This window comes from Marinicella sediminis, assembly GCF_002000055.1.
Lineage (GTDB): Bacteria > Pseudomonadota > Gammaproteobacteria > Xanthomonadales > Marinicellaceae > Marinicella > Marinicella sediminis.
Genome location: NZ_MVBD01000008.1, coordinates 59,011 through 78,297, shown reverse-complemented (window position 1 = coordinate 78,297; position 19,287 = coordinate 59,011). Strand labels below are relative to the sequence as shown.

The following is a 19,287-nucleotide window of genomic DNA, read 5'->3' as shown; positions in this document are numbered from 1 at the left end:
TGATGGTTTAAAACGGCACCCATTATAAATGAAGGCAGCTGTTTGATGAGGTTCTTTTGCAATCAGGTCATTCATCATGCAATAAAAAAACCAGCACCTTTGCAGATACTGGTTTCAGGCCACATGGCAGTTAATCATTGGTTTTTCTTCTTCCGGGTCTTTGTGGTTTTTCTGACCGTGCTTTTATCACCGTTCTTTTTGACTTTCGTTTTTTGTTTACTTTTCTTGACCGTGGTTCTGCCATTGGCAGTGGTGGTTTTAGCCACGCCTTTCTGCTTTGTAACGGTGTTACCATTGGCCCGCGTCGTGGTTTTTTTCACTTCCACCCGTTGAGTGGTTCTGCCAGTGATGCCAGTGGTATGACTCACATTCAGGCTTTTGCTGACTTTTTTCGACGTACGTGGTTGATAAACCACCCTGTTGACTGGCTTCACAACTCGTTTTTTACTGACCACAAAGGTATTTCGCCCGGTGAATCTGACGGTTCGGGTGCGGTAGACATCCACATGTACTGGACGGAAAGGACGCCACCAACGCGGATAAACACCATACCTGAATACGGACCGGTAGGGGCGATAAATCGGACGGTAAATCCAGGCAATGATCGGCCAGGTATGGACGTGGACGTGTTGTGGAACCACGAAATAGTCTGGGCCGTAAATCACCTCATGGCCGTGAATTTGCAGGGTATACTGATCGGCTGAGGGCTCAACCTGGATGGTTGCCACATCCTGAAATTCATCAGCGCCCAAAGCCGCCTGTAGAATAATAACATGACTGTCACCAACCACTTCCTCAACCACCCTGATGAAATCCACCTCACCATTGGCGTCCAGATCCAGGTTGTTGATGCCAGTGTCCGGGTCATTGATGGTTTGTTCAAAAACCTCCAGGTTAGGAGTGTCTTTAAACACTTCGCTGACAGCCATCAGGTCCAGGCCATAAGCCATACCTGAAACCGGTGCAACCACAGTGGTTTCCGCCCGGCTAATGAAACTAAAGGCACTTAACAAAATACAGGTAAAGATGTAATTTTTCATGATTGTTCTCCTTGCTTAAACTCAATATACCCCATCAAACTGATCAGTACATACCAATCAACTTATCAGTTTTTGACAGGTCTTGCCAGGTAAAACGCCTGGCAATAGAAAGGGTTGACAGCCAGCCGGCAATCAGCATGCCAAATGAGTGATGGTTCACATTATGCCTCTGACATGAGCACAATTCCCAAACAAAGCTTGACCACTCAACCTGGATCAGGATAACCAAATAATTTGATGAATGGTTTGAGTTGTGACAAATGTGGGGCAAAATACTCCCGGTAATTTTCCCAGCGCATCACCGATTGCTGATGAATGTTCTGCGCCACCTGGGCATAACTGTTGGTGCTGATGCGGTTTTTCGCTTTCAGTCGCTGATCGGTGTCCAGCATCTCCTGACTGAACGGCACACCGAGAAAATCACAGACCGCGGGCACTGTTTGTTGTGGCTGATTAACCAGATCCTCGTAACGGACTTCCAGTAATTGCTGACCAAATACATCCCGTAGTTTTAACCACAGGTCCATGGTTTGTTGGTACATCTGCACACTTTCTGCCAGTTCATTGAAATGAACGAAAGCCTGATTGGGCATGTAATTCTGCATGAAATTACTCAGCACCACATCACAAGGGTGGCGCAACATAAAGAGTATTTTGGCTTGTGGCAACATGGCGTGAATCAGTTGCGCCTGGATGAACCGCAATGGCAGTTTATCGACCACCAACTGTGCATCTCCGCTCATGTATTCTGATAGGCTATGCCAGTAGTGCTGCCGCCATTGCGCCAACTGATCTGCTGACGGAGCCTGCTGGCTCCATGGCGCTGAGTCCATGTCCTCAATCACCCGCTCAAGGGTCGGTTTTTCTTCAACCGTCAGCAACTGTTGATGCACATTGAGTATGGTATCCATCAGGGTTGTTCCGGAACGCGGAAAACCCATCAAAAAGCACAATTGACTGCCCAACAATCGATCTGCCCTGGGTTTTTTTTGTAACAAGGACTTCAACCACCCATGAGGCTTTTCGATCTGTTCAGCGGCTTGATTCAGGTCCTTCAGGCGCCGTGCAAATGCCCCGGCATCAACCTGTTGAAACCGTGGACTGGTGGTGGCCAGCTGATTGCCTTGCTGATAGGCCTTGAATGCTTCATCATACTGCTTCAGGCGGTCCAGTACCGTCCCTGATTCAAAAAAGTATTCAATCTGTTTCCTCACTGGCAATTGCTTCACCGGTACCTGGCGCAAAGCATTCAGGGCATCCTGATGTTGTTTGTTGCGAGACAAAATCCTGGCCCGGTCAATCAGCGCCGTTGGGTGATGGGGATCGATGGCCAAAGCTTTGTCATTGGCCATTTGTGCGTTCTCCAGGTCATTGAGTTTTTCATGGATGTTGGTCAGTTCACACCAGGCGTCAACTTCCTGTGGATCCAGGCTGATGGCGTGTTGCAGGCACTTGATCGCCACCTCGGTTTGCTGTAACTCATTGAGCACCACGCCTTTGTAACTATAAGCAATGGCACATCCGGGATCCAGTTCCATGGCCTGGTCATAACACTTCATGGACTCATCAACTTCTCCCAGTACATGATGTGTGAGGCCAGTATTGACCCAGCCCAATACATGTTGTGGATTGACCTTCAGCAACTGCCTGAAGTGGCCCATCGCCTGGCTGTAATCTTCCAGCACCGATTGGGTCACCGCCAGGTTAAACAGCGCCGATTGATACCCAGCATGAAACTTCAGGGCTTCCAGGTAGTATTCTTCTGCCTCATGTAACAACCCCAATGCCCGACGGGTATGAGCCAGATTATGCCAGGCTTCTGCATAATCAGGTTGATACCTGACGGCAGATTTGAAAGCCTTGATGGCCCGACCAGACTGCCCGGCATTCTGCAGAGCCCGGCCCAGATGATTTTGCGCAGTGGCCGCATCCGGCGTGATGTTCAGCGCCGCTTCGGCCAGTCCAATGGCGCCAGTCCAATCCTGATTGAAAAAAGCCGTGATGGATTGATTCACCCATTGTTCTGTGTCATCAGTACCAGTCATCTGAGCAATGAGTGCTGCTGCCGCTTCATACTGTTGTTCACCCATGTAATATTCGCGTAAGCGAATCTGACAAGCGGGGTCATCGGATTGTTTTTTCAGTATCTCAAGTGCCTGCTCAGTTTGTCCCAGAGCCAACAGTCGGGCGGTTTCTTGAAGCGCTGTTTGCATGATGTTGGTGTTAAAAAAGCGGCCATTATACCAATCTGCTCAAGGCGTCTGGAAACAAAACACCACTGCGTCCAATCAGTAAACCAGACAGGACGGTGACAAGCGCTGTACAGAAGTAAAATATGGTGCGTTCAGCGGATCACTCAGCAGGTCAGCTTTTCAATGACTCAATGGCATCATACAGCACATCACAACCCGCCTGGAAATCTTCAGCCGTGGCATAAGGCGAATCAAGCCGGGACAGCCGGGGGTCATTTTCCAGATTTTGAAACACATCCAGGTCCTGAGCCACAGGCAAACTGATGTCACCATCCTGGAGGTTTATCACCATTTCCATCATTTGGGCAGCAAACGCCTCTCCGTTCTGGCAAACCGGTCTTGGGGGGGCTTTGAAGAACTGGATATATACAACAGCCGCGATGGCAATGACAATGATTGATTTCATGAAAACTCCCTGATTGATGATGAAAATGTCCTTGATGAATTCATCATACCCCATCAACCAACATACCACAAACAGTCGTTTGTGCAGCGTTGATGATTAGCCTCCGGCCGTTTCAGCGATACCTGAATGATAAACTTGTTCGGATTTATCAGCACAGCAAGTGAATGAGTTATGCTGGAATGAAGTTAACCAAAAAAACCGTCGATGATGATCAAAAAAATCCTGGTTTTAGCCTGTCTGCTGAGTCTCAGTTCCGGTGCAGAAACCAACAACAAAAGTAACTGGCACGAGGTGCTTGACGCCGTTGCCTTAGCCCATTTGCCTACACCTCAACTGGACTTTGCTCAGCTGTGGAACCACGGCCTGGGCCAGCCAGCATCAAACAGTCAATTGACAGCCATTGACCATGCCACTCAAACCCTGCAAAAACATTCACCTGCCAATGCCTGTCAACAGGTCTTTCATTCCGCCGCCAGCCTGGCTTTGCAGGCCCACAAGCTGCGGTTACAGCTGCTCAGTGAGCCGCAGTCTGGCGTCACTTATCAAGGTTCAGTGCATCAGCTGCCTGATGGCGACCAATGGTATCGCTATCTGACCATGTGGTGGTTAGGAGAAGATCTGTCAGCTGATCATTTGTACGCGGTGGGTGAGCAGACCTTCACCAAGGCCATCACACAATACAGACAAGTGTCTGATGAGTCTGCGATACCGCCCATGGCAGTAATCCGCAGTGCCGATGAACGAGCCATCCTGGAGCACTATCAGGACACCCAAGAACTGCTCATGAATCACCTTAAACTGATGTTCATCCCAACTGATCAGATCGCCCCATTACACACCGCACGATCAACCATGGGGGCAGATTTCCCGGCCCCGGGTTACTACAACAGTGCCCAACACACCATGTATTACCACCCTTTGACTGAAGACTATGAACTCCGCCAGGTGGACTGGCTGTTCTTACACGAAGGGATTCCTGGGCACCATTATCAAAGTCAGGTGGCTCAACACCACAGCCATTGTCAACTGCCCAATCTGAGCCAGGGCCAGATGGCTTTTGTTGAAGGCTGGGCGGCCTATGCAGAAACCCTCGGCCGTTCATTGGGACTTTATCGACATCCGGACAGTCAACGCTTTGCCCTCAAATGGGAAGCCCTCAGGGCCATGCGGGTCATGATTGATGTGGGCATCCATGCCAGAGGCTGGTCAATTGAACAGGCACAAATGCATTGGCGCAGTCATTTCCCAGAAGGCACGGATGTCATGAATCGTGAAATAGAGCGCATCAAACGATGGCCCATGCAGGTGAACACCTATGTATATGGCAAACACAGGATCGAACAATTAAAACAACAATTACAAAATAAGGCAGACTTTAATCTCAGAACATTTCATCAGAACATCCTGACCATCAGCCACTTACCGATCAGTACTTTGAACCATTACCAACAACTATTCACCTTTCAGGAGCAACCATGAATCCATTCAAACCCACCCTCATGATCATCTGCTGGCTGTTATTGGCCTGTCAGGCCACCGCCACTCAACTCAAAAGTCAACCCATGTTTGGGGTGATGGGCCAACCGGATGGCAGCGGTGTGGTGGTCCAGCGAGTGCTGCCCCGATCCACGGCGGCACAAATGGGCATCGAAGCAAATGATGTTATCCTCAGCTACAACCAGGAACCGGTCTCGACATTTGCGGAACTGGTGAGCCTGATCGCTGCTGATCAGGTGGGTGATGACATTCACATCGAAATCCGCAGAGACGGTCATCAAAAAACCCTCACTGGCATCCTGCTCAGACGTCCCAGGGAGCACCATGAAAACCATCAGGTGCTGTATGACGAAGTACAATCAGGCGACAACCGCCTGCGGTCCATTGTTTACAAACCCGCTGATCTCAAACCCGGCGAAAGCCGGCCGGCGTTGTACTTTATTCAAGGTTACACCTGTCAGTCGATTGATTATGGCATGGTTCCTCAAGCCACCATGCAGCAATTATTTAACCAGGTGGTGGACAGCGGCTTCGTGGTCTATAAACTGGAAAAATTCGGCGTTGGTGACAGCGCCGGAGCACTGGACTGTTCACAGGTTAACTTCACCCAGGAACTGTCGGGATTCAAAGCCGGCCTGAAAGCCCTTAAAGCCTATGATTTTGTGACCGCTGATGAAGTGTTTTTGTTTGGCCATTCATTGGGTGGTGTATATGCACCACTGATCGGTGAAGGCCAACAATTTAAAGGCATCGCGGTTTATGGCGCCGTACTCAAATCCTGGTATGACTATTTACAGGACATGTTCACCGTCCAGGCGGTGATGATGGGTACAGCAGAGGACACTGCACAAGCCAATGGGCAGTTGATTCAGCCATTGCTGCAGGCCTGGCTTAACACCAATTCGGACTGGCAAGACATCCGCTCAGACCCTCGTTTCCAGGAGGCATTTGCCGCCAACTTGCTGCCACATCAGGGCGATCAGGTTTTTCAGCGTCACTATGGTTTCTTCCGTGACCTGAATGCCTATGACCTCAGTGTTGCCTGGCGTAAAGTGGCATCACCAGTGCTGGTAATGCACGGTGCTTTTGACATCCAAACCATCAGTGACGACTGGGCCCGCAACCTCACTGAACTGTTGAATACGGAGGAAGATGACCAGGCAACTTTGCGCATTTTTGACAACACCGATCATGGTTTGATGACGTATCCTACTTTCCAGGCCCTCCGCCAGGCCATGAATGAAGGCTCATACAACCCAGGTCAGCCCGGAGAACATTACAATCATGAAGTGGCTACAGCCCTGATCAGCTGGATGGAGGACGTGCTTGAGCCATGAGGACATTTTCATCAGCAGGAAAAACAAGCTTTCAATATGAAATCAATATCAACATGGAGTCAGCACAAGCAGCTGTAGAATCGTGAACTCAGCGCTCAAAAATGCTATGATGAGCCGCACATGAATCTGTAACTGAAAACAGCCAAAGCGGGAGCAACGATAATTTATGCCGACATCATTAATCGTGGTCGATGATTTCCTTGATGACCCATATGCACTGCGTAACGCAGCCCTGAATTTGAGTTATCCTGAAGTTCAGGGCCCTTACCCCGGACGAAACTCCAAAGAACGCATTAACATCGAAGGTCTGCACAATGAAGTGTCAAGACTGGTTGGTGAGCCTCTGATGCCAATGAGTCATAATCAAGCCCACGGCAAGTGTCGCATCGCGCTGGCATCTGATGTGGGTACCGCCAAAGTGCATGTTGATGGCTCGCACTGGTCTGGCATCCTGTACCTCAGCGAACCTGAAGACTGCCGCGGTGGCACTGAGTTTTTCAGGCACATTGAAAGTGATTCAGAACGCGCCCCGTTCAGTGATCAGGAAGCCATGGAAAAATACGGCGCCCCCTCTGCCAAACAGTGGGTGGCCGATGTGCTGGAAAAAGACTCCACCGATGATGCCAAATGGGAAATGACCATGCGTGTTCCCATGCGCTTCAACCGGTTAATACTGCTTCGCCCATGGTTGTGGCACACCGCCGGAGAAAATTTTGGCAAACAACCCGAAAACGGCCGGTTGGTGTACCTGATGTTCTTTGCCTCTGCTGGCAGATAACCACCACAGCAAAAGAAGAAGACCACAACCCTCTGGTACTGACAATGCCACCCCAGTGTTCAGCGTGCTGATTCAACTGTGGAGAGCTGATGATCAGCTCGTCCCGCCGACTTGGTTAGGCAGATCATGCAGATATGGCGGTTTGATGAAGTCAAGAAGCCATAATGGAATGATCGATAAGCCGTGAGCGATAGCGAATCAGAGCGTCGAGCGCTTGATCACATGACATGATCGCCGAGGCCTCGGTCTCTGTTCCAGACGAGACCCTAACTCCTCCATCCGTAGAATCGGCTTTCACTTTTGTCAGGAACAAAAGTGAATGAAGTCCCAAGGTCATTCCTCATACAACCACAAATGAAACCACGGAGAGTTGATGACCGGCTCGACTGCTTGGATACTGGCGTCAGCGCTGAGTCAGGACCGGAGGGGAAAGTTCCAGGATCTTACATTACTGGTCTTGTTTTGTATGTCTGGCCGGTTAAAATGTCACCCTCATTAATCCACGGATTCATCATGAAAAAACTCACCTGGCTTTTTATTTGGGGTTGCTTGTTGCACAATTGGTCCGTGGTCTCTGCCGACACCATCCTGGGTTTCTATGCCGGTGCCAGCCACTGGCAACATGACCTGTCAGATGACATCAATTCAGAACTACCTCAGAAAGACTGCAGTGAAACAGGTCGGGTTGTCTATTTTGCCCTGGAACACCCGATTCCTGTTTTACCCAATTTCAAAATCCGGCACAACAACATCAAGGGTGAACGCCGGGAATCCATTGAAATTGCCGACTTTGGCGGAGCACTTTTGCAGAATGAATTCAGCAGTACTGCGGATTTGTCCCACACTGAAATCATGCTTTACTATGAAGTACTGGATAACTGGGTAAACCTCGATTTGGGAATGGCGGTGAAACAGTTCAATGGCAGTATCCGGTTAAACCACACCTCTGAATTCATACGTAATGAACTGGACGATGTGGTACCAATGTTGTATGGCAAAGGCCAGATCGATCTGCCTTTTACCGGGCTGTCTGCGTTTGGCAGCATTGAAGCGCTGAGCATGGGGAACGATGAAGTCACAGACATCGAACTGGGGCTGAATTATGAGGGCCGATCAGGCCTGGGTGGTGTACTGGGTTACAGAACGATGAACACCGACCTGGATCACAGTGGTTTCAATGCAGATTTCACTGTCAAAGGTTTTTTTCTGGGTCTCAACTACCACTTCTGATCACCACTTGGATCACCGCCGCTGAGCAATTCAAATGAACACCTGACGTCATGAGTCCAAATGGCCGCCAGTGGTTGATTTGATGACTGGATTGAAATCAACGACTTTCACTGAAATTGCCCGCCCTGTTCCCTTCAGAAACAAACTGGGGAAAGAGCTGGAGTCCGCTGGCATGAAAACAATCACCATTCCAAAAAACCAGTGGGTATATTGTTGATTGTGGGTGCCTTGATGCAAGGTGCTGATGGCCAGTACTGGATGTATCAAACTTTCAACCTGTCTTTCTCAGTGATTCAACTGACTGAAGACGGCCATGTCATGGGCCATTACGACCTCACTGGACTACATGATGCCCAGGTGCCTGATCTGCAAGCTTTCTTCGCAATCAAAAACAGCTACACTCACTACAATGAATAAGGCCGATTTGCTTTGTCAGTGACACTTGTTTTTACTGCTGCCCCTGATGGTCCTGGTCATTCGGCCTTCTGATATTGACGCCCAGTCAGGGTTGATGAATCACGACTTCATCGCCAATCACCACACCGTCTATGACATAGTCCTGATGGTCATTTGAATTCAGGGTGACTTTAATGGCTCTGGGCCCGGGGGCCAATCCGGTCAGGTGCATCCAGTTACCATACAAACGACCCAATTTAACCCCATCAATATAAACATGAGCATGGCCCTGACCGGGCACATGATTCTGATTGGTATTGGCGGGAGTGAACTCAAAATGTTCAGTCATCACTTCCAGGTTCCAACCTGACATGGCATCTTTGTGTAATTTAATGTTGATTGCAGGTGGATTTTCTGTTCCCGCCAATTCAATCTGATTGTGATGATGATGGTGGTGCTCTCCGGCCGCATGAGCGCCCATTGACAACAGGACTAAGCAGCTGATGAGAAAAGTATTCCTGAGAATTGGATCTTGCACAATAAAAACCCCTTGAACAAAAAAACAGTGAGTTTAGCAATTCACTTCAGCCACGTCCAGTTGGCAACCTGATGCCATTGATCATCAAAATCACAATTTTTGCACATTTAATCATGATAATGAGCATTGGTTACTCAGTTATGGCTACACATCGGCCAGGATGCTCTTTTGAAAAAACTGATCAAAAACACACTCCGTACAATGCTGCTGCTTCATTGTGCCATGACTTTTGCCCTGACTGAAGACAACTATGTGTCAATCAGTTTGATCACCAGTCAAACGCAGGTAGTGGCAGGTCAAACCATCACCGTTGGCGTTGTTCAGGACATCACCCCCAACTGGCATGTCTATTGGATCAACCCGGGAGACTCCGGTGAGGCCACAGCAATTGAATGGTCGGGACTGGATGACTTATCCGCATCAGCCATACAATGGCCAATACCTCATAAAATACCCTTTGGTCCGCTGACCAATTATGGTTATGAAAACCAGGTCATTCTGTTACAGCAACTGACTTTACCTGACACTTTGCCGGATGGCCCGCTGGCATTGGTCGCCGACATCAGTTTGTTGGTGTGTGAGGACATCTGCCTGCCTGAATTTCATCAGGCCACCCTGAACTTGAACAGCGGTCAAGCCAGTCACCCTGAGCTCATTGAACACGCCAGGCTGACCCTTCCGGTGCAACAAGACTGGGCAGCCAGCTATTCCACCCAAGGTGATCAGGTGGTGCTGGAAGTGGCTTACGATGCTGCATTGTTGCCGCTGGAACAAATGACTGATGTAGAGTTGTATTTCACTGAACGTGGGGTGCTTAATCATTCAGCCTCAGCAACCACTATGCATGATTCCAGGCTTTGGCACATCAGCCAGCCGATTGGTGATATTCCCGCCCAGGAAGTACCCATCAGTGATGTGGTCATTGTTTTTCAGGATCCCAGTGGACAACGCAACGGCATCAAGCTCACAGCCAGTCATCAGGTTGCCCGGACCGCCAGCCAGCAAACGTCTTTCCTGTATGCCATCGGGCTGGCCTTACTGGGCGGCATCATCCTCAATGTGATGCCATGTGTGTTTCCCGTGTTGGCTTTGAAAGCCATGAACCTGGCTCATATGCACAACCAGACAGCCCGTCAGGCCATACTGCATGGTTGGGCTTACACAGCCGGAATCTTGCTCAGTTTCCTGATCATTGCATTGCTATTAATGGTGCTGAAATCCTTTGGCGCCCAAATTGGCTGGGGATTTCAATTACAAAACCCTGTGTTTGTTATGTTCCTGATTTATTTACTGACTCTGGTGGGGTTGAACCTGGCTGGATTCTTTGAGGTGAACTCAGGATTGACTCATGTCGGCGCAGATCTGGCCAACAAAACCGGCTTGTCAGGTTCATTCTATACCGGTGTACTGGCCACCCTGGTGGCAACCCCATGTACCGCACCGTTCATGGGGGTTGCCATTGGTTATGCCCTTGTTCAACCGGTATATGAATCAATCGCCGTTTTCCTGACACTGGGATTTGGTCTCGCGCTGCCTTATCTGCTGCTGGCCATGTTCCCGGTTACCAGAAGCTGGATGCCCCGACCAGGTGAATGGATGATCAGATTCAAAGAATTTCTGGCCTTTCCCATGCTGGCCACTGCGGCATGGCTGGTTTGGGTGCTGAGCATTCAGGCCGACAGCTTTGGTGTGCTGGCGGTGCTGATGGGGCTGGTGGTAGTGACTTTGGGCATATGGTTCCTGAAATTGAACAGTTTCATTCGCTGGACTGGCTGGGCTTTTTTGCTGCTGGCAATGTGGCCTTTTTATGCCGTCTATGAAACACAAAAAGCCGACGGTGTGGCAGTCAACTGGCAACCATTCAGCAAGACAAGTTATACAGCTGCCCGGCAAAACGATGCAGCGCTGTTTGTCAACATGACTGCCGCCTGGTGCATCACCTGTCAGGTCAATGAACAAGTGGCACTGAATACCGACGACACCAAAGCACTGTTTGCCAAGCACAACATTCAGTATTTAAAAGGGGATTGGACTGATTTTGATGCCGAAATCACACAGTATCTGGAAAAATACCAGCGCAACGGCGTACCCATTTATGTTTACTATGGTCCTGTGGACCCACTCACTGGTAAAAGACCTGAACCACAGGTATTACCACAAATATTAACCCCGGCCATCATCAAACAATATGTGGCCAAATAACCGAGAGAATGACCATGTTCAGTACAAAACCTATGATGTTCTTCTTCACCCTGATCTCTGTATCAATCAGTTTACCCGCATGGGCCAACAAAGCCGGCGAAATAGCGCCTGATTTCACCTTGACAGATACCCATGGTAACAGCCATACGTTGTCTGACTTCAGGGGCAAAACAGTCGTCCTGGAGTGGACCAACCACGAATGTCCATATGTCAAAAAACACTATGAAAGTGGCAACATGCAACAGCTACAAGCTGACGCCACCGCTGAGGGTATTGTGTGGTTGACCATCCTGTCCTCAGCGCCCGGCAAACAAGGCCACACCACCGCTGATGAAGCCAATGAAATCATTCGCCAGCATGAAGCCAAAGCAACAGCCAGGTTACTGGATTATGACGGCACTGTTGGCAGAATGTATGATGCCAAGACCACACCTGAAATGTTCATCATCGATGCCAGTGGCATGATTCAATATGACGGTGCCATTGATGACAAACCCTCATTCAATCCCAAATCACTGAAAGGTGCGACCAATTACGTGACCGCCACACTGACCGCCATGGCCGAAGGCAGTGAAATTGCGGTTACATCCACCCCACCTTACGGTTGCTCAGTCAAATATTGATTCAACAAACCGTGCCACCCTGGTTTCGGGGTGGCACGCGTTATGTATCAACAATGATCCTGGTACTCCGGTCTCCGAACCAGTCTCGGCTCTCACACCTCTATCCAAACAGTCGTCATTCTGTTACAGGGTCTGACAGGTCTTCATAGGAAAGCTGATGATCAGCGCTCCACCGTCAGTTTTTTGGACTGAATTCCACCAACTCCAACATCTGCCAACCAGTTGCGGTTTTGCTGAAAAGCTGACTTTTGAGTCCCTTGACGGCCAAGGCTTCGAATTGATCATCAGATGAACCCATTACAGTTACGTCTGCCACTTTACCATCACGTTTGATGATGGCAGCCAATCTGACCCACGGATTACCCAAACCATAGTGACGGTTGTTGTGTTGAGCAACTTGAATCACCTCATCTTCAGTGACCAAAGCAGTTTTAAACATAATGGTTATTTTAGATTCGACAGGTTGGTATTTTTTCAAAGCAGGTAAAAACTCAAGTGTTTCCATGAATTCATCTACCAGGGTTACCATTGCTGGAGATTGATTGATTTCTTTGTTGTGCAGTGCCTGCCATTTGACGACATCCCCCTGGGCGTTGATGGTCAGCCTGTAAGACTCAAAAAAAACATTGTCCATGCGATTGAAATCGACTGAATCAACTGCATTGATTAACACTGGGGGATGGTTTTTGGCGCTGTATATCCGATGGAATCTTTGAAAAACACCTGGCTGACTGTCATACTGCTGTTGAACCAATTGTTGCCTGACCGCTAATTTTTCAGCAAAATCCGTCACTGCCACCTCAGCAGCTTCCAAACCATTCCAGATAAATGGTTGTGGTTTGAGCTGCAACAAATCATCATCAAACATGACATGCACCTCATTGACTTGTTTGGGCCTGATGCGAGACTTGATTTGCACAGACTCAGCCAGCACCACCACCTTGGGCTGAACCTGAATCACATCTAATTGTGGTTTTAACAACTCAAGCAATGTTTCATTCCTGGCTGCCCATTGATGTTCAGGTAATTCAAACACAAAGGTTATTTTGCCCTTACTTGGAACCCCTTTGCCATCGACAACCTTCGGCTTGAATTTAAACTTCATACCTGCATCGATCGCAGCTTCATCAAAGATACGAACTGGCTGCGCCTCAACAACCTCAACATGGTCAACAGACCCTTGGGCATTGATCGACATCACCACAGTCACCTTACCCTCAACTTTAGCCATCAGGGCTTTGCGTGGATACTGCGGAGCAATTTTTACAATTGGAATGATTTCATGAACCACCGGTTCTTTGGCCACAACCCAAAATGGTTGTAACAACAGAATCAACAACAGTTTATTTGTAGACATACGGTACTCCCTTAAGACATGCCACGTGGAAAAAATGAATATTAGCTCAATCCCACCTCATCCGCAAATTTGCCTGCTTTAATAACGGTGACCGACAATCAAGGAATGCATGAACCCGATTCACTTGGCTCTTGGCAAAGTATCTGACCAGCCACATCAAATGAAGGCCAAGAGTGCTTTCAATCATTGGCAAGCTGATGTTCAGTTGATGGCATGAAGGTAAAATGCACCTCATCAGTCAACATCAAATCGTGGACAAAATCTTTTTCAATTCGTTGCCAGACTGCCCGCACTTCAAACACAGACGTCCCATCAAAACTGCCATGCCAGGTGATCTGGTCACGGCAGCCAGGTTCAGCCGGCCCGGTGGCGGTGAAAAACAAGCGGCCGTCCTGAAATTGGCCTTGAAATGGCAGTTTCTCAACCTCGCTGTCATCGCCATCGGCGGTCCAATAGAATAAACCATCGGCAAAATGAATCTGACCTTTAACCCCAATCCGCAACCAGGTATTGGTGGCTTTCAGGGTGCCTGAAAAGGATCGTCCATCCAGATCCGAACCAATCCAACTCACAGCTGTTGGTTCGGCACAGACAGAACACACCGCACACAGAAGCAGTGTTTTTGTTAGCTTCAAAAGCATGTCATCGCATCCAAATCACCAACTCACACAATACCATATCCAACCACCTCATTGGACCTGTGAAAAATAAGTGGCTTGACCTGCACCACAGGTACAACCTGGTGCTGCTATTCAGACATTATGGACGTTGGCGATGGAACAGCATTTTCTCTTCCCTGACAGTTTCATCTTTCATCCGCATGGCCAGATAGACATCCATGGTATCGGCACCAGTTCGGTAAAAACTCAGCCCGGAAAAATGAATCGCCTGATCTTCAATGGCCACCAACTTAAAGTTAATGTGCTCTTCTTTGCTTTCCCAGCTGACAAAATCAGCAGAAAAATGCTTGACCAACAAAGACAGGCTCTCTTCCTGTTCTACCAACAGCATCAACTCGTAAAAATTCACCCCTTTGTTTTCATCATACAGTTTAAACATACCCACCATGCTGCCAGCACTTGGCGGGTTCCACACCTCTTCAAACTGTTGCCCAAATGCGGTACCTGACCATGAACCGGCCAGCCAGGCTACTTGCTGAATCTTTGCTGGTGGTCGTTTATTCGGGTCGTCCAGGCGGTAGGTGTGGGCTGTTTTCTTGCTCTGAGCCATCAAGCTGGTACTCAGTATCAAGAGCAGCCAGGTAAGCAAAATTTTCATCATTTTTCTCCGGTTTATGTCTATCTTAAACGAACAACTCAGGTTAAATTCGACAACCCAGTGGATATTTTTTTTAACGGATGAAACTGCACCGAGAACAACAAAGCCGGGATCTGGCAATGACCGGCCCATTGGTGGCACTGAGTGACGCCAGAAATGGGCCATGCATCGAGATCAGAAAGCACCCAAATCATTGGCGCCTGGGAAAACAGATTGCCGATTTAACACTGGTGGCTTTGGCGAGAAAATGTCATTGATGAAGTCCAATGCTGAAACGATGCCGGTTAATGACGAGCCAATTCACTGGTACCTGATCAACACCTCATTGCGACGAAAAAACGGTGGGGTGATGGGCGGGTTGTAGCGCGCCAATTCAGGTGTGCCCACTGGCTTCAGACCCTTTTGCTCCATCCAGTCCAGCAACTCTCGTGTTTTGCGATCAACTTTTTTGGCTCCGGAAAACCCGGAAAATCGAATTGCGGCATACTTGTGTGCTGGGATTTCGCGCAGTTTCACTTTCGGATTATTGGGTATCGGCAGGGTTTGCATGTTGTATTCGGCTGGCATGACAAAGTGCATGCGCCACTGTTCACCGGATTGAGCCATGGTTACCGGCGTGGTCATGGCAATTTTTTCTGACTGTTCAGCGACAGGCTGAACTTCCATGGTCACTGGCGCAGTCATGCTGATTTTCTCAGCATCACCCTGCGTGGTGGTGTTATTACCAAAAATATAGTCAGCAATCAGTCTGAATCCCCTCCCGGAAGCATCATCCATATCTCCGTCCACCGCCACTTCGGCAATGATCATCGGCTCATAAGTTCGCAATTCCAATTTACCTTGTTTCTCCAGTACCTGGAATTTGGGTTCTTCAATGGCCATCGCCATCCCAGTGACAAAAAACAGTGATAAAGCCAACAGCATTGCGGGCACGGTGGTGGGTTGTCTGATATGTGGATTCATGGTAGTTCACAGTGAAAAAGCCAATCATGACATCTTGACTGTCAATTTCGCATGAAGTCAACGGCCCGTCACCGACCAGATGAATTGGACGTATTCAGTCGAACCCCGCTTCAAAAATCAAATCAGCAGCGTGATAGACCTGGTACAAATTGGGTTCAGAAACCACAATGAGCTGACTGAAATCATGATTGAAGGTAAATCCCTCAAATTGACTGACCGGAAGCTCGATTTGGCCATGTAATACGCCTGAAAAGTCAATGTCACTGATGTTATGTGCCAGGTGAGACATCAGCCACAGGCGGCCGGTGAATTCATGAAAGTAACAACTGGACAAGTCGGCTCCTGCGCCCAAAACAGCACTCAACTGGGCGTGTGACAACACCTCTGTCACTGACAATGACCCATCAGCAAAACTCAGATCGTCATCATGGGCGGGACGGGCAAAACTCAGCACCTGCATTTGCGGATCTTCGATGCACACATAAAAAGTATCACTGACCCCATCAAATGCCACGCCTTCTCCCGAATCACCTCCCGCCGTGTTGGCATAAGTCAGCCATTGAACTGTCTCTTGATCCAAGCGAAGGTTGTGCGTGCTGATCGGCGCCTGAACGATGGCTACAGATCCTTCTGATCCGCCCTCTTCTACCAGGGCATATTCATACATACCATCTGCTGTTCCCAGAAAGAAAATATCCTCACAATCTCCACAGGCCAAAGACCCGCAAAACAACTCATTGAACTGCGCATCATATCGACAGTATTGATTTTGATGAACCGTGACGTATTGGTCAGCCACCCAGTTGTAGGTAATTCCTGACAAATTGGCCACTGATGACAACACCGTCAGATCACCTGGGGATTGGTAATCTTCGATGAACCCGGGTGCCGTTGGTTGAGCAGTACCGGACAGGTCTTGCAATGCCCTGTCAGCTGCAGATGCATACCATGAGACCAACAGCAACACGATGCTCAATGAGGCAAACCGGTTTGCTGCTGACTGTGTGATAGTGGTTGATTTGATTTCAGCTTCCAATGATTAAGCAGAATCACCATGGTATCCAAAATCCGCATCTGATTTTGTGATTCAGCCAACAAACAAGCGTAGCCATCGGTATTCATTGGTGAACAGCACATTCTCAACTGTTTCGTTGATCACACGGAATAAAACAGATACGCAAGGCGATGCTTCTGCCCTCTTAAAAATCGGTGTTTATCGGGGCCAACAACAACGATTAAATCATTCAGTCATGTCTTTGGTATATAATCATTCATACAGATTGTTTCATTCGATCAGTCGTGGCGAATCAGTGATGATGGCTTGTTGCGTTTCCTCAACTTCAGGAGCACAGCATGTCAACCTACCGAATCAAATACCAAACCATCGAATTCACCCACCAGGACATCCACATCAAAACCCTGCGTGACCGCCAGCAATATGCCGATCCCGATGGCGTGGCTGCGGCCTTTGGTATTTCATCAGCACAATGGCCATTGTTTGGCGTGGTGTGGGAATCCAGCCAGGTGCTGGCCCGGATACTGGACGACAAAGACACCCGGGGACTGAGAATTCTGGAAGTCGGTTGTGGTATCGGATTATCCAGTTTATTACTCAACGCCCGGCACGAGGACATCACGGCCACAGATCACCATCCCATGGCCGGTGAATTCCTGCTCAGCAACACCGCTCTGAATGATGGCGAAGTGATTCCTTTTCTGCGCACTGGATGGGACAATCAGCACACTGGATTGGGTCGTTTTAACCTGATCGTAGGCAGCGACCTGCTGTATGAAACTGAACACATTCATTTACTGTCACAATTCATCAAGCAACATGCCAAACCAAACTGCGAAGTCATCATAGTCGACCCGGGCCGTGGTCTGCACAGCAAATTCAGCAAAGCCATGACCACATTGGGATTCGCCCACAGCCAGACAAACGCCCCCAATGAAGACCCGGCCAGTGAACCATTCAAAGGTAAAATACTGCGCTACCTGTCTGGTGAGTGAAGGCAAACATTTTTTGTTTATTCAGCATTTTCTGAGCCATTATCCCACCGCCAAATTTACACCATGAATACTTATTGTTATCACACGAGGGGGTTCAAACTGATTGAGTCCGTCCAATTATGATCTTCTGCTGACCACCTGATACAACGGTTTCTCGACCAAACGATAGAACACATAACTGATGAGAACTACAGAAATAATCAGCATCAGATAACCAGTCAATGAATAACCATTCAACAACAACCAGCCCCTGAAGCCAGTGGCATGAAACAAGAAAAGCAGCAGGAAATGCAAGAGATACAAAGTGTATGAACTGTCGCCAACTGGCTTGAGAACTGCGGATAAAAACCCTGGTAGTTTGCTTTCAAAAATCAAAGCCAGAGCCACCAATGAAAATGCAAATAAACCCACAGAGACTGGCCGGAATGAAGTGGCTACCAGAAAATATTCCACAGAAATCCACAAGGCAAAAACCATGATGCCCACAAAAACGACCGCCCATTGAGGCTTTATGAGTATATGCCGGTATTTCCAAAGATAAAATCCCATCAGAAACTCCAGCAACATCGGGGTAAACACCAAATCCAATGCCTCATTAACACCATATTCAATCCAGTTGATTTTGATCACAGTTAAAATCATCAACAGGGCAAACATCAGGTGATGATTAAACCTTCCGGACAATAACATCAGCCCGGTCAACACATAAAAATACAATTCAAATGCCAGTGACCAAGCTGGAGGTATGAATAAGTCTTCGGCTATTATACCCAACAGAAAAAATGATTTGACGAGTTCATGAGACATGACTTTCGTGGCATCGAAATAATATACCAGTGCCAATGTCAAAATAAAAACCGGCCAAAACCCCAGATAAATTCTGCTGAATCTTTTTATGATAAATCGCCTTGATTGGTGGTATCCGAAGTCAGTATTTTCGATGCTTTTGGCAATCACCAGACCACTGATGACAAAAAACACATCAACACCCATGTAGCCATAACCGGCAATGGACTCAAACAACGGTGATGAGAGCTTTAAATAAGCAAAATGTGGCAGTGAATGATGCAGAAAAACCCACAATGCAGCCAGTCCCCTCAGTATTTGAATATTGATTAACATGGGTGGATTTTAAAACTTTTCCTGAAAATTACAAAAAGGCCCTTCATGGACCATCAGTATAAACAATCAACGCACCAATGGATTCAGTTTTTACGTTCAAATCATCACACAGGCAATGATACCAGAACAGTCAACCTCACCATCGATTCCCAACAAAATCCGATGGTTATGTGATGAGCTATATTCAGCAAATCCTTTCATTGAGTCACATCCCAGAAGGTTCAGGAACCACCATCATTATACTGACAAAAGCCACCC

Annotated in this window: 19 protein-coding genes; 9 read left to right on the top strand and 10 right to left on the bottom strand. The window is 48.2% G+C overall.

The genetic code is table 11. The annotated features are described in order from the left end of the window. Nucleotides 1-134: 134 nt before the first annotated feature. The 3 genes from B0475_RS11950 to B0475_RS11940 all read right to left on the bottom strand — a co-directional run bounded on the left by B0475_RS11950 (nt 135) and on the right by B0475_RS11940 (nt 3,698). Nucleotides 135-1,040, bottom strand: a complete 906-nt coding sequence (locus tag B0475_RS11950) for a hypothetical protein (RefSeq protein WP_077412098.1) — start codon at nt 1,038-1,040, stop codon at nt 135-137. Between the two features lie 206 nt (nt 1,041-1,246). Further along, nucleotides 1,247-3,253, bottom strand: coding sequence for a tetratricopeptide repeat-containing sulfotransferase family protein (locus tag B0475_RS11945; protein ID WP_077412097.1), 2,007 nt, complete (start codon nt 3,251-3,253; stop codon nt 1,247-1,249). A gap of 151 nt (nt 3,254-3,404) precedes the next feature. Continuing rightward, on the bottom strand, nt 3,405-3,698 hold the full coding sequence (locus B0475_RS11940) for a hypothetical protein (protein WP_157892912.1): 294 nt from the start codon (nt 3,696-3,698) through the stop codon (nt 3,405-3,407). Nucleotides 3,699-3,902: 204 nt separating this feature from the next. Here B0475_RS11940 and B0475_RS11935 point away from each other — a divergent pair, with 204 nt between their 5' ends. The 5 genes from B0475_RS11935 to B0475_RS11910 all read left to right on the top strand — a co-directional run bounded on the left by B0475_RS11935 (nt 3,903) and on the right by B0475_RS11910 (nt 8,957). After that, complete coding sequence (locus B0475_RS11935; protein ID WP_077412095.1) at nt 3,903-5,177, top strand: DUF885 family protein; 1,275 nt, start codon at nt 3,903-3,905, stop codon at nt 5,175-5,177. Next, complete coding sequence (locus B0475_RS11930; RefSeq protein WP_077412094.1) at nt 5,174-6,532, top strand: alpha/beta fold hydrolase; 1,359 nt, start codon at nt 5,174-5,176, stop codon at nt 6,530-6,532. The genes B0475_RS11935 and B0475_RS11930 overlap by 4 nt, the downstream gene beginning before the upstream one ends. Nucleotides 6,533-6,698: 166 nt before the next feature. Then, nucleotides 6,699-7,310, top strand: a complete 612-nt coding sequence (locus B0475_RS11925) for a DUF6445 family protein (protein WP_077412093.1) — start codon at nt 6,699-6,701, stop codon at nt 7,308-7,310. A gap of 513 nt (nt 7,311-7,823) precedes the next feature. Further along, the gene (locus B0475_RS11920; RefSeq protein ID WP_157892911.1) at nt 7,824-8,540 is read left to right on the top strand and encodes a TIGR04219 family outer membrane beta-barrel protein; all 717 of its coding nucleotides are present in this window, start codon (nt 7,824-7,826) and stop codon (nt 8,538-8,540) included. 231 nt (nt 8,541-8,771) lie between these two features. Next, a complete protein-coding gene (locus B0475_RS11910; protein WP_077412090.1) occupies nt 8,772-8,957 on the top strand; it encodes a hypothetical protein in 186 nt (61 codons plus the stop codon). An 85-nt stretch (nt 8,958-9,042) separates the two neighbouring features. On the opposite strand, the gene B0475_RS11905 is transcribed toward B0475_RS11910, so the two are convergent. Further along, nucleotides 9,043-9,417 carry a hypothetical protein gene (locus B0475_RS11905; protein ID WP_077412089.1) on the bottom strand — a complete coding sequence of 125 codons (375 nt, stop codon included), beginning with the start codon at nt 9,415-9,417 and terminating at the stop codon, nt 9,043-9,045. Between the two features lie 225 nt (nt 9,418-9,642). On the opposite strand from B0475_RS11905, the gene B0475_RS11900 reads away from it, so the two are divergent. Continuing rightward, a complete protein-coding gene (locus B0475_RS11900; RefSeq protein WP_157892907.1) occupies nt 9,643-11,676 on the top strand; it encodes a protein-disulfide reductase DsbD family protein in 2,034 nt (677 codons plus the stop codon). 14 nt (nt 11,677-11,690) lie between these two features. Next, nucleotides 11,691-12,299, top strand: a complete 609-nt coding sequence (locus B0475_RS11895) for a redoxin domain-containing protein (protein ID WP_077412209.1) — start codon at nt 11,691-11,693, stop codon at nt 12,297-12,299. A 175-nt stretch (nt 12,300-12,474) separates the two neighbouring features. Here the strand turns inward: B0475_RS11895 and B0475_RS11890 are convergent, their stop codons facing one another. From B0475_RS11890 to B0475_RS11880, 3 genes are all read right to left on the bottom strand, one after another. Continuing rightward, nucleotides 12,475-13,656: an energy transducer TonB gene (locus tag B0475_RS11890; protein ID WP_077412087.1), complete on the bottom strand. Its 1,182-nt coding sequence runs from the start codon at nt 13,654-13,656 to the stop codon at nt 12,475-12,477. Nucleotides 13,657-13,835: 179 nt separating this feature from the next. After that, on the bottom strand, nt 13,836-14,291 hold the full coding sequence (locus B0475_RS11885) for a hypothetical protein (protein ID WP_157892906.1): 456 nt from the start codon (nt 14,289-14,291) through the stop codon (nt 13,836-13,838). 124 nt (nt 14,292-14,415) lie between these two features. Then, entirely contained in the window at nt 14,416-14,937 is a 522-nt protein-coding gene (locus B0475_RS11880; protein WP_077412085.1) for a DUF6265 family protein, read from the bottom strand. Nucleotides 14,938-15,014: 77 nt separating this feature from the next. On the opposite strand from B0475_RS11880, the gene B0475_RS17695 reads away from it, so the two are divergent. Continuing rightward, nucleotides 15,015-15,191 (top strand): hypothetical protein, encoded by a 177-nt coding sequence (locus tag B0475_RS17695; protein WP_157892905.1) that lies wholly within the window; start codon nt 15,015-15,017, stop codon nt 15,189-15,191. 43 nt (nt 15,192-15,234) lie between these two features. Here the strand turns inward: B0475_RS17695 and B0475_RS11875 are convergent, their stop codons facing one another. Both B0475_RS11875 and B0475_RS11870 read right to left on the bottom strand, forming a co-directional pair. Continuing rightward, on the bottom strand, nt 15,235-15,897 hold the full coding sequence (locus B0475_RS11875) for an SOUL family heme-binding protein (RefSeq protein ID WP_198538229.1): 663 nt from the start codon (nt 15,895-15,897) through the stop codon (nt 15,235-15,237). Nucleotides 15,898-15,991: 94 nt separating this feature from the next. Beyond that, entirely contained in the window at nt 15,992-16,864 is an 873-nt protein-coding gene (locus tag B0475_RS11870) for an SdiA-regulated domain-containing protein (RefSeq protein WP_232781881.1), read from the bottom strand. Nucleotides 16,865-17,250: 386 nt separating this feature from the next. On the opposite strand from B0475_RS11870, the gene B0475_RS11865 reads away from it, so the two are divergent. Next, nucleotides 17,251-17,907 (top strand): class I SAM-dependent methyltransferase, encoded by a 657-nt coding sequence (locus B0475_RS11865; RefSeq protein ID WP_077412083.1) that lies wholly within the window; start codon nt 17,251-17,253, stop codon nt 17,905-17,907. 117 nt (nt 17,908-18,024) lie between these two features. On the opposite strand, the gene B0475_RS11860 is transcribed toward B0475_RS11865, so the two are convergent. After that, nucleotides 18,025-19,029 carry an acyltransferase family protein gene (locus B0475_RS11860; protein WP_077412082.1) on the bottom strand — a complete coding sequence of 335 codons (1,005 nt, stop codon included), beginning with the start codon at nt 19,027-19,029 and terminating at the stop codon, nt 18,025-18,027. Between the last annotated feature and the right edge of the window lie 258 nt (nt 19,030-19,287).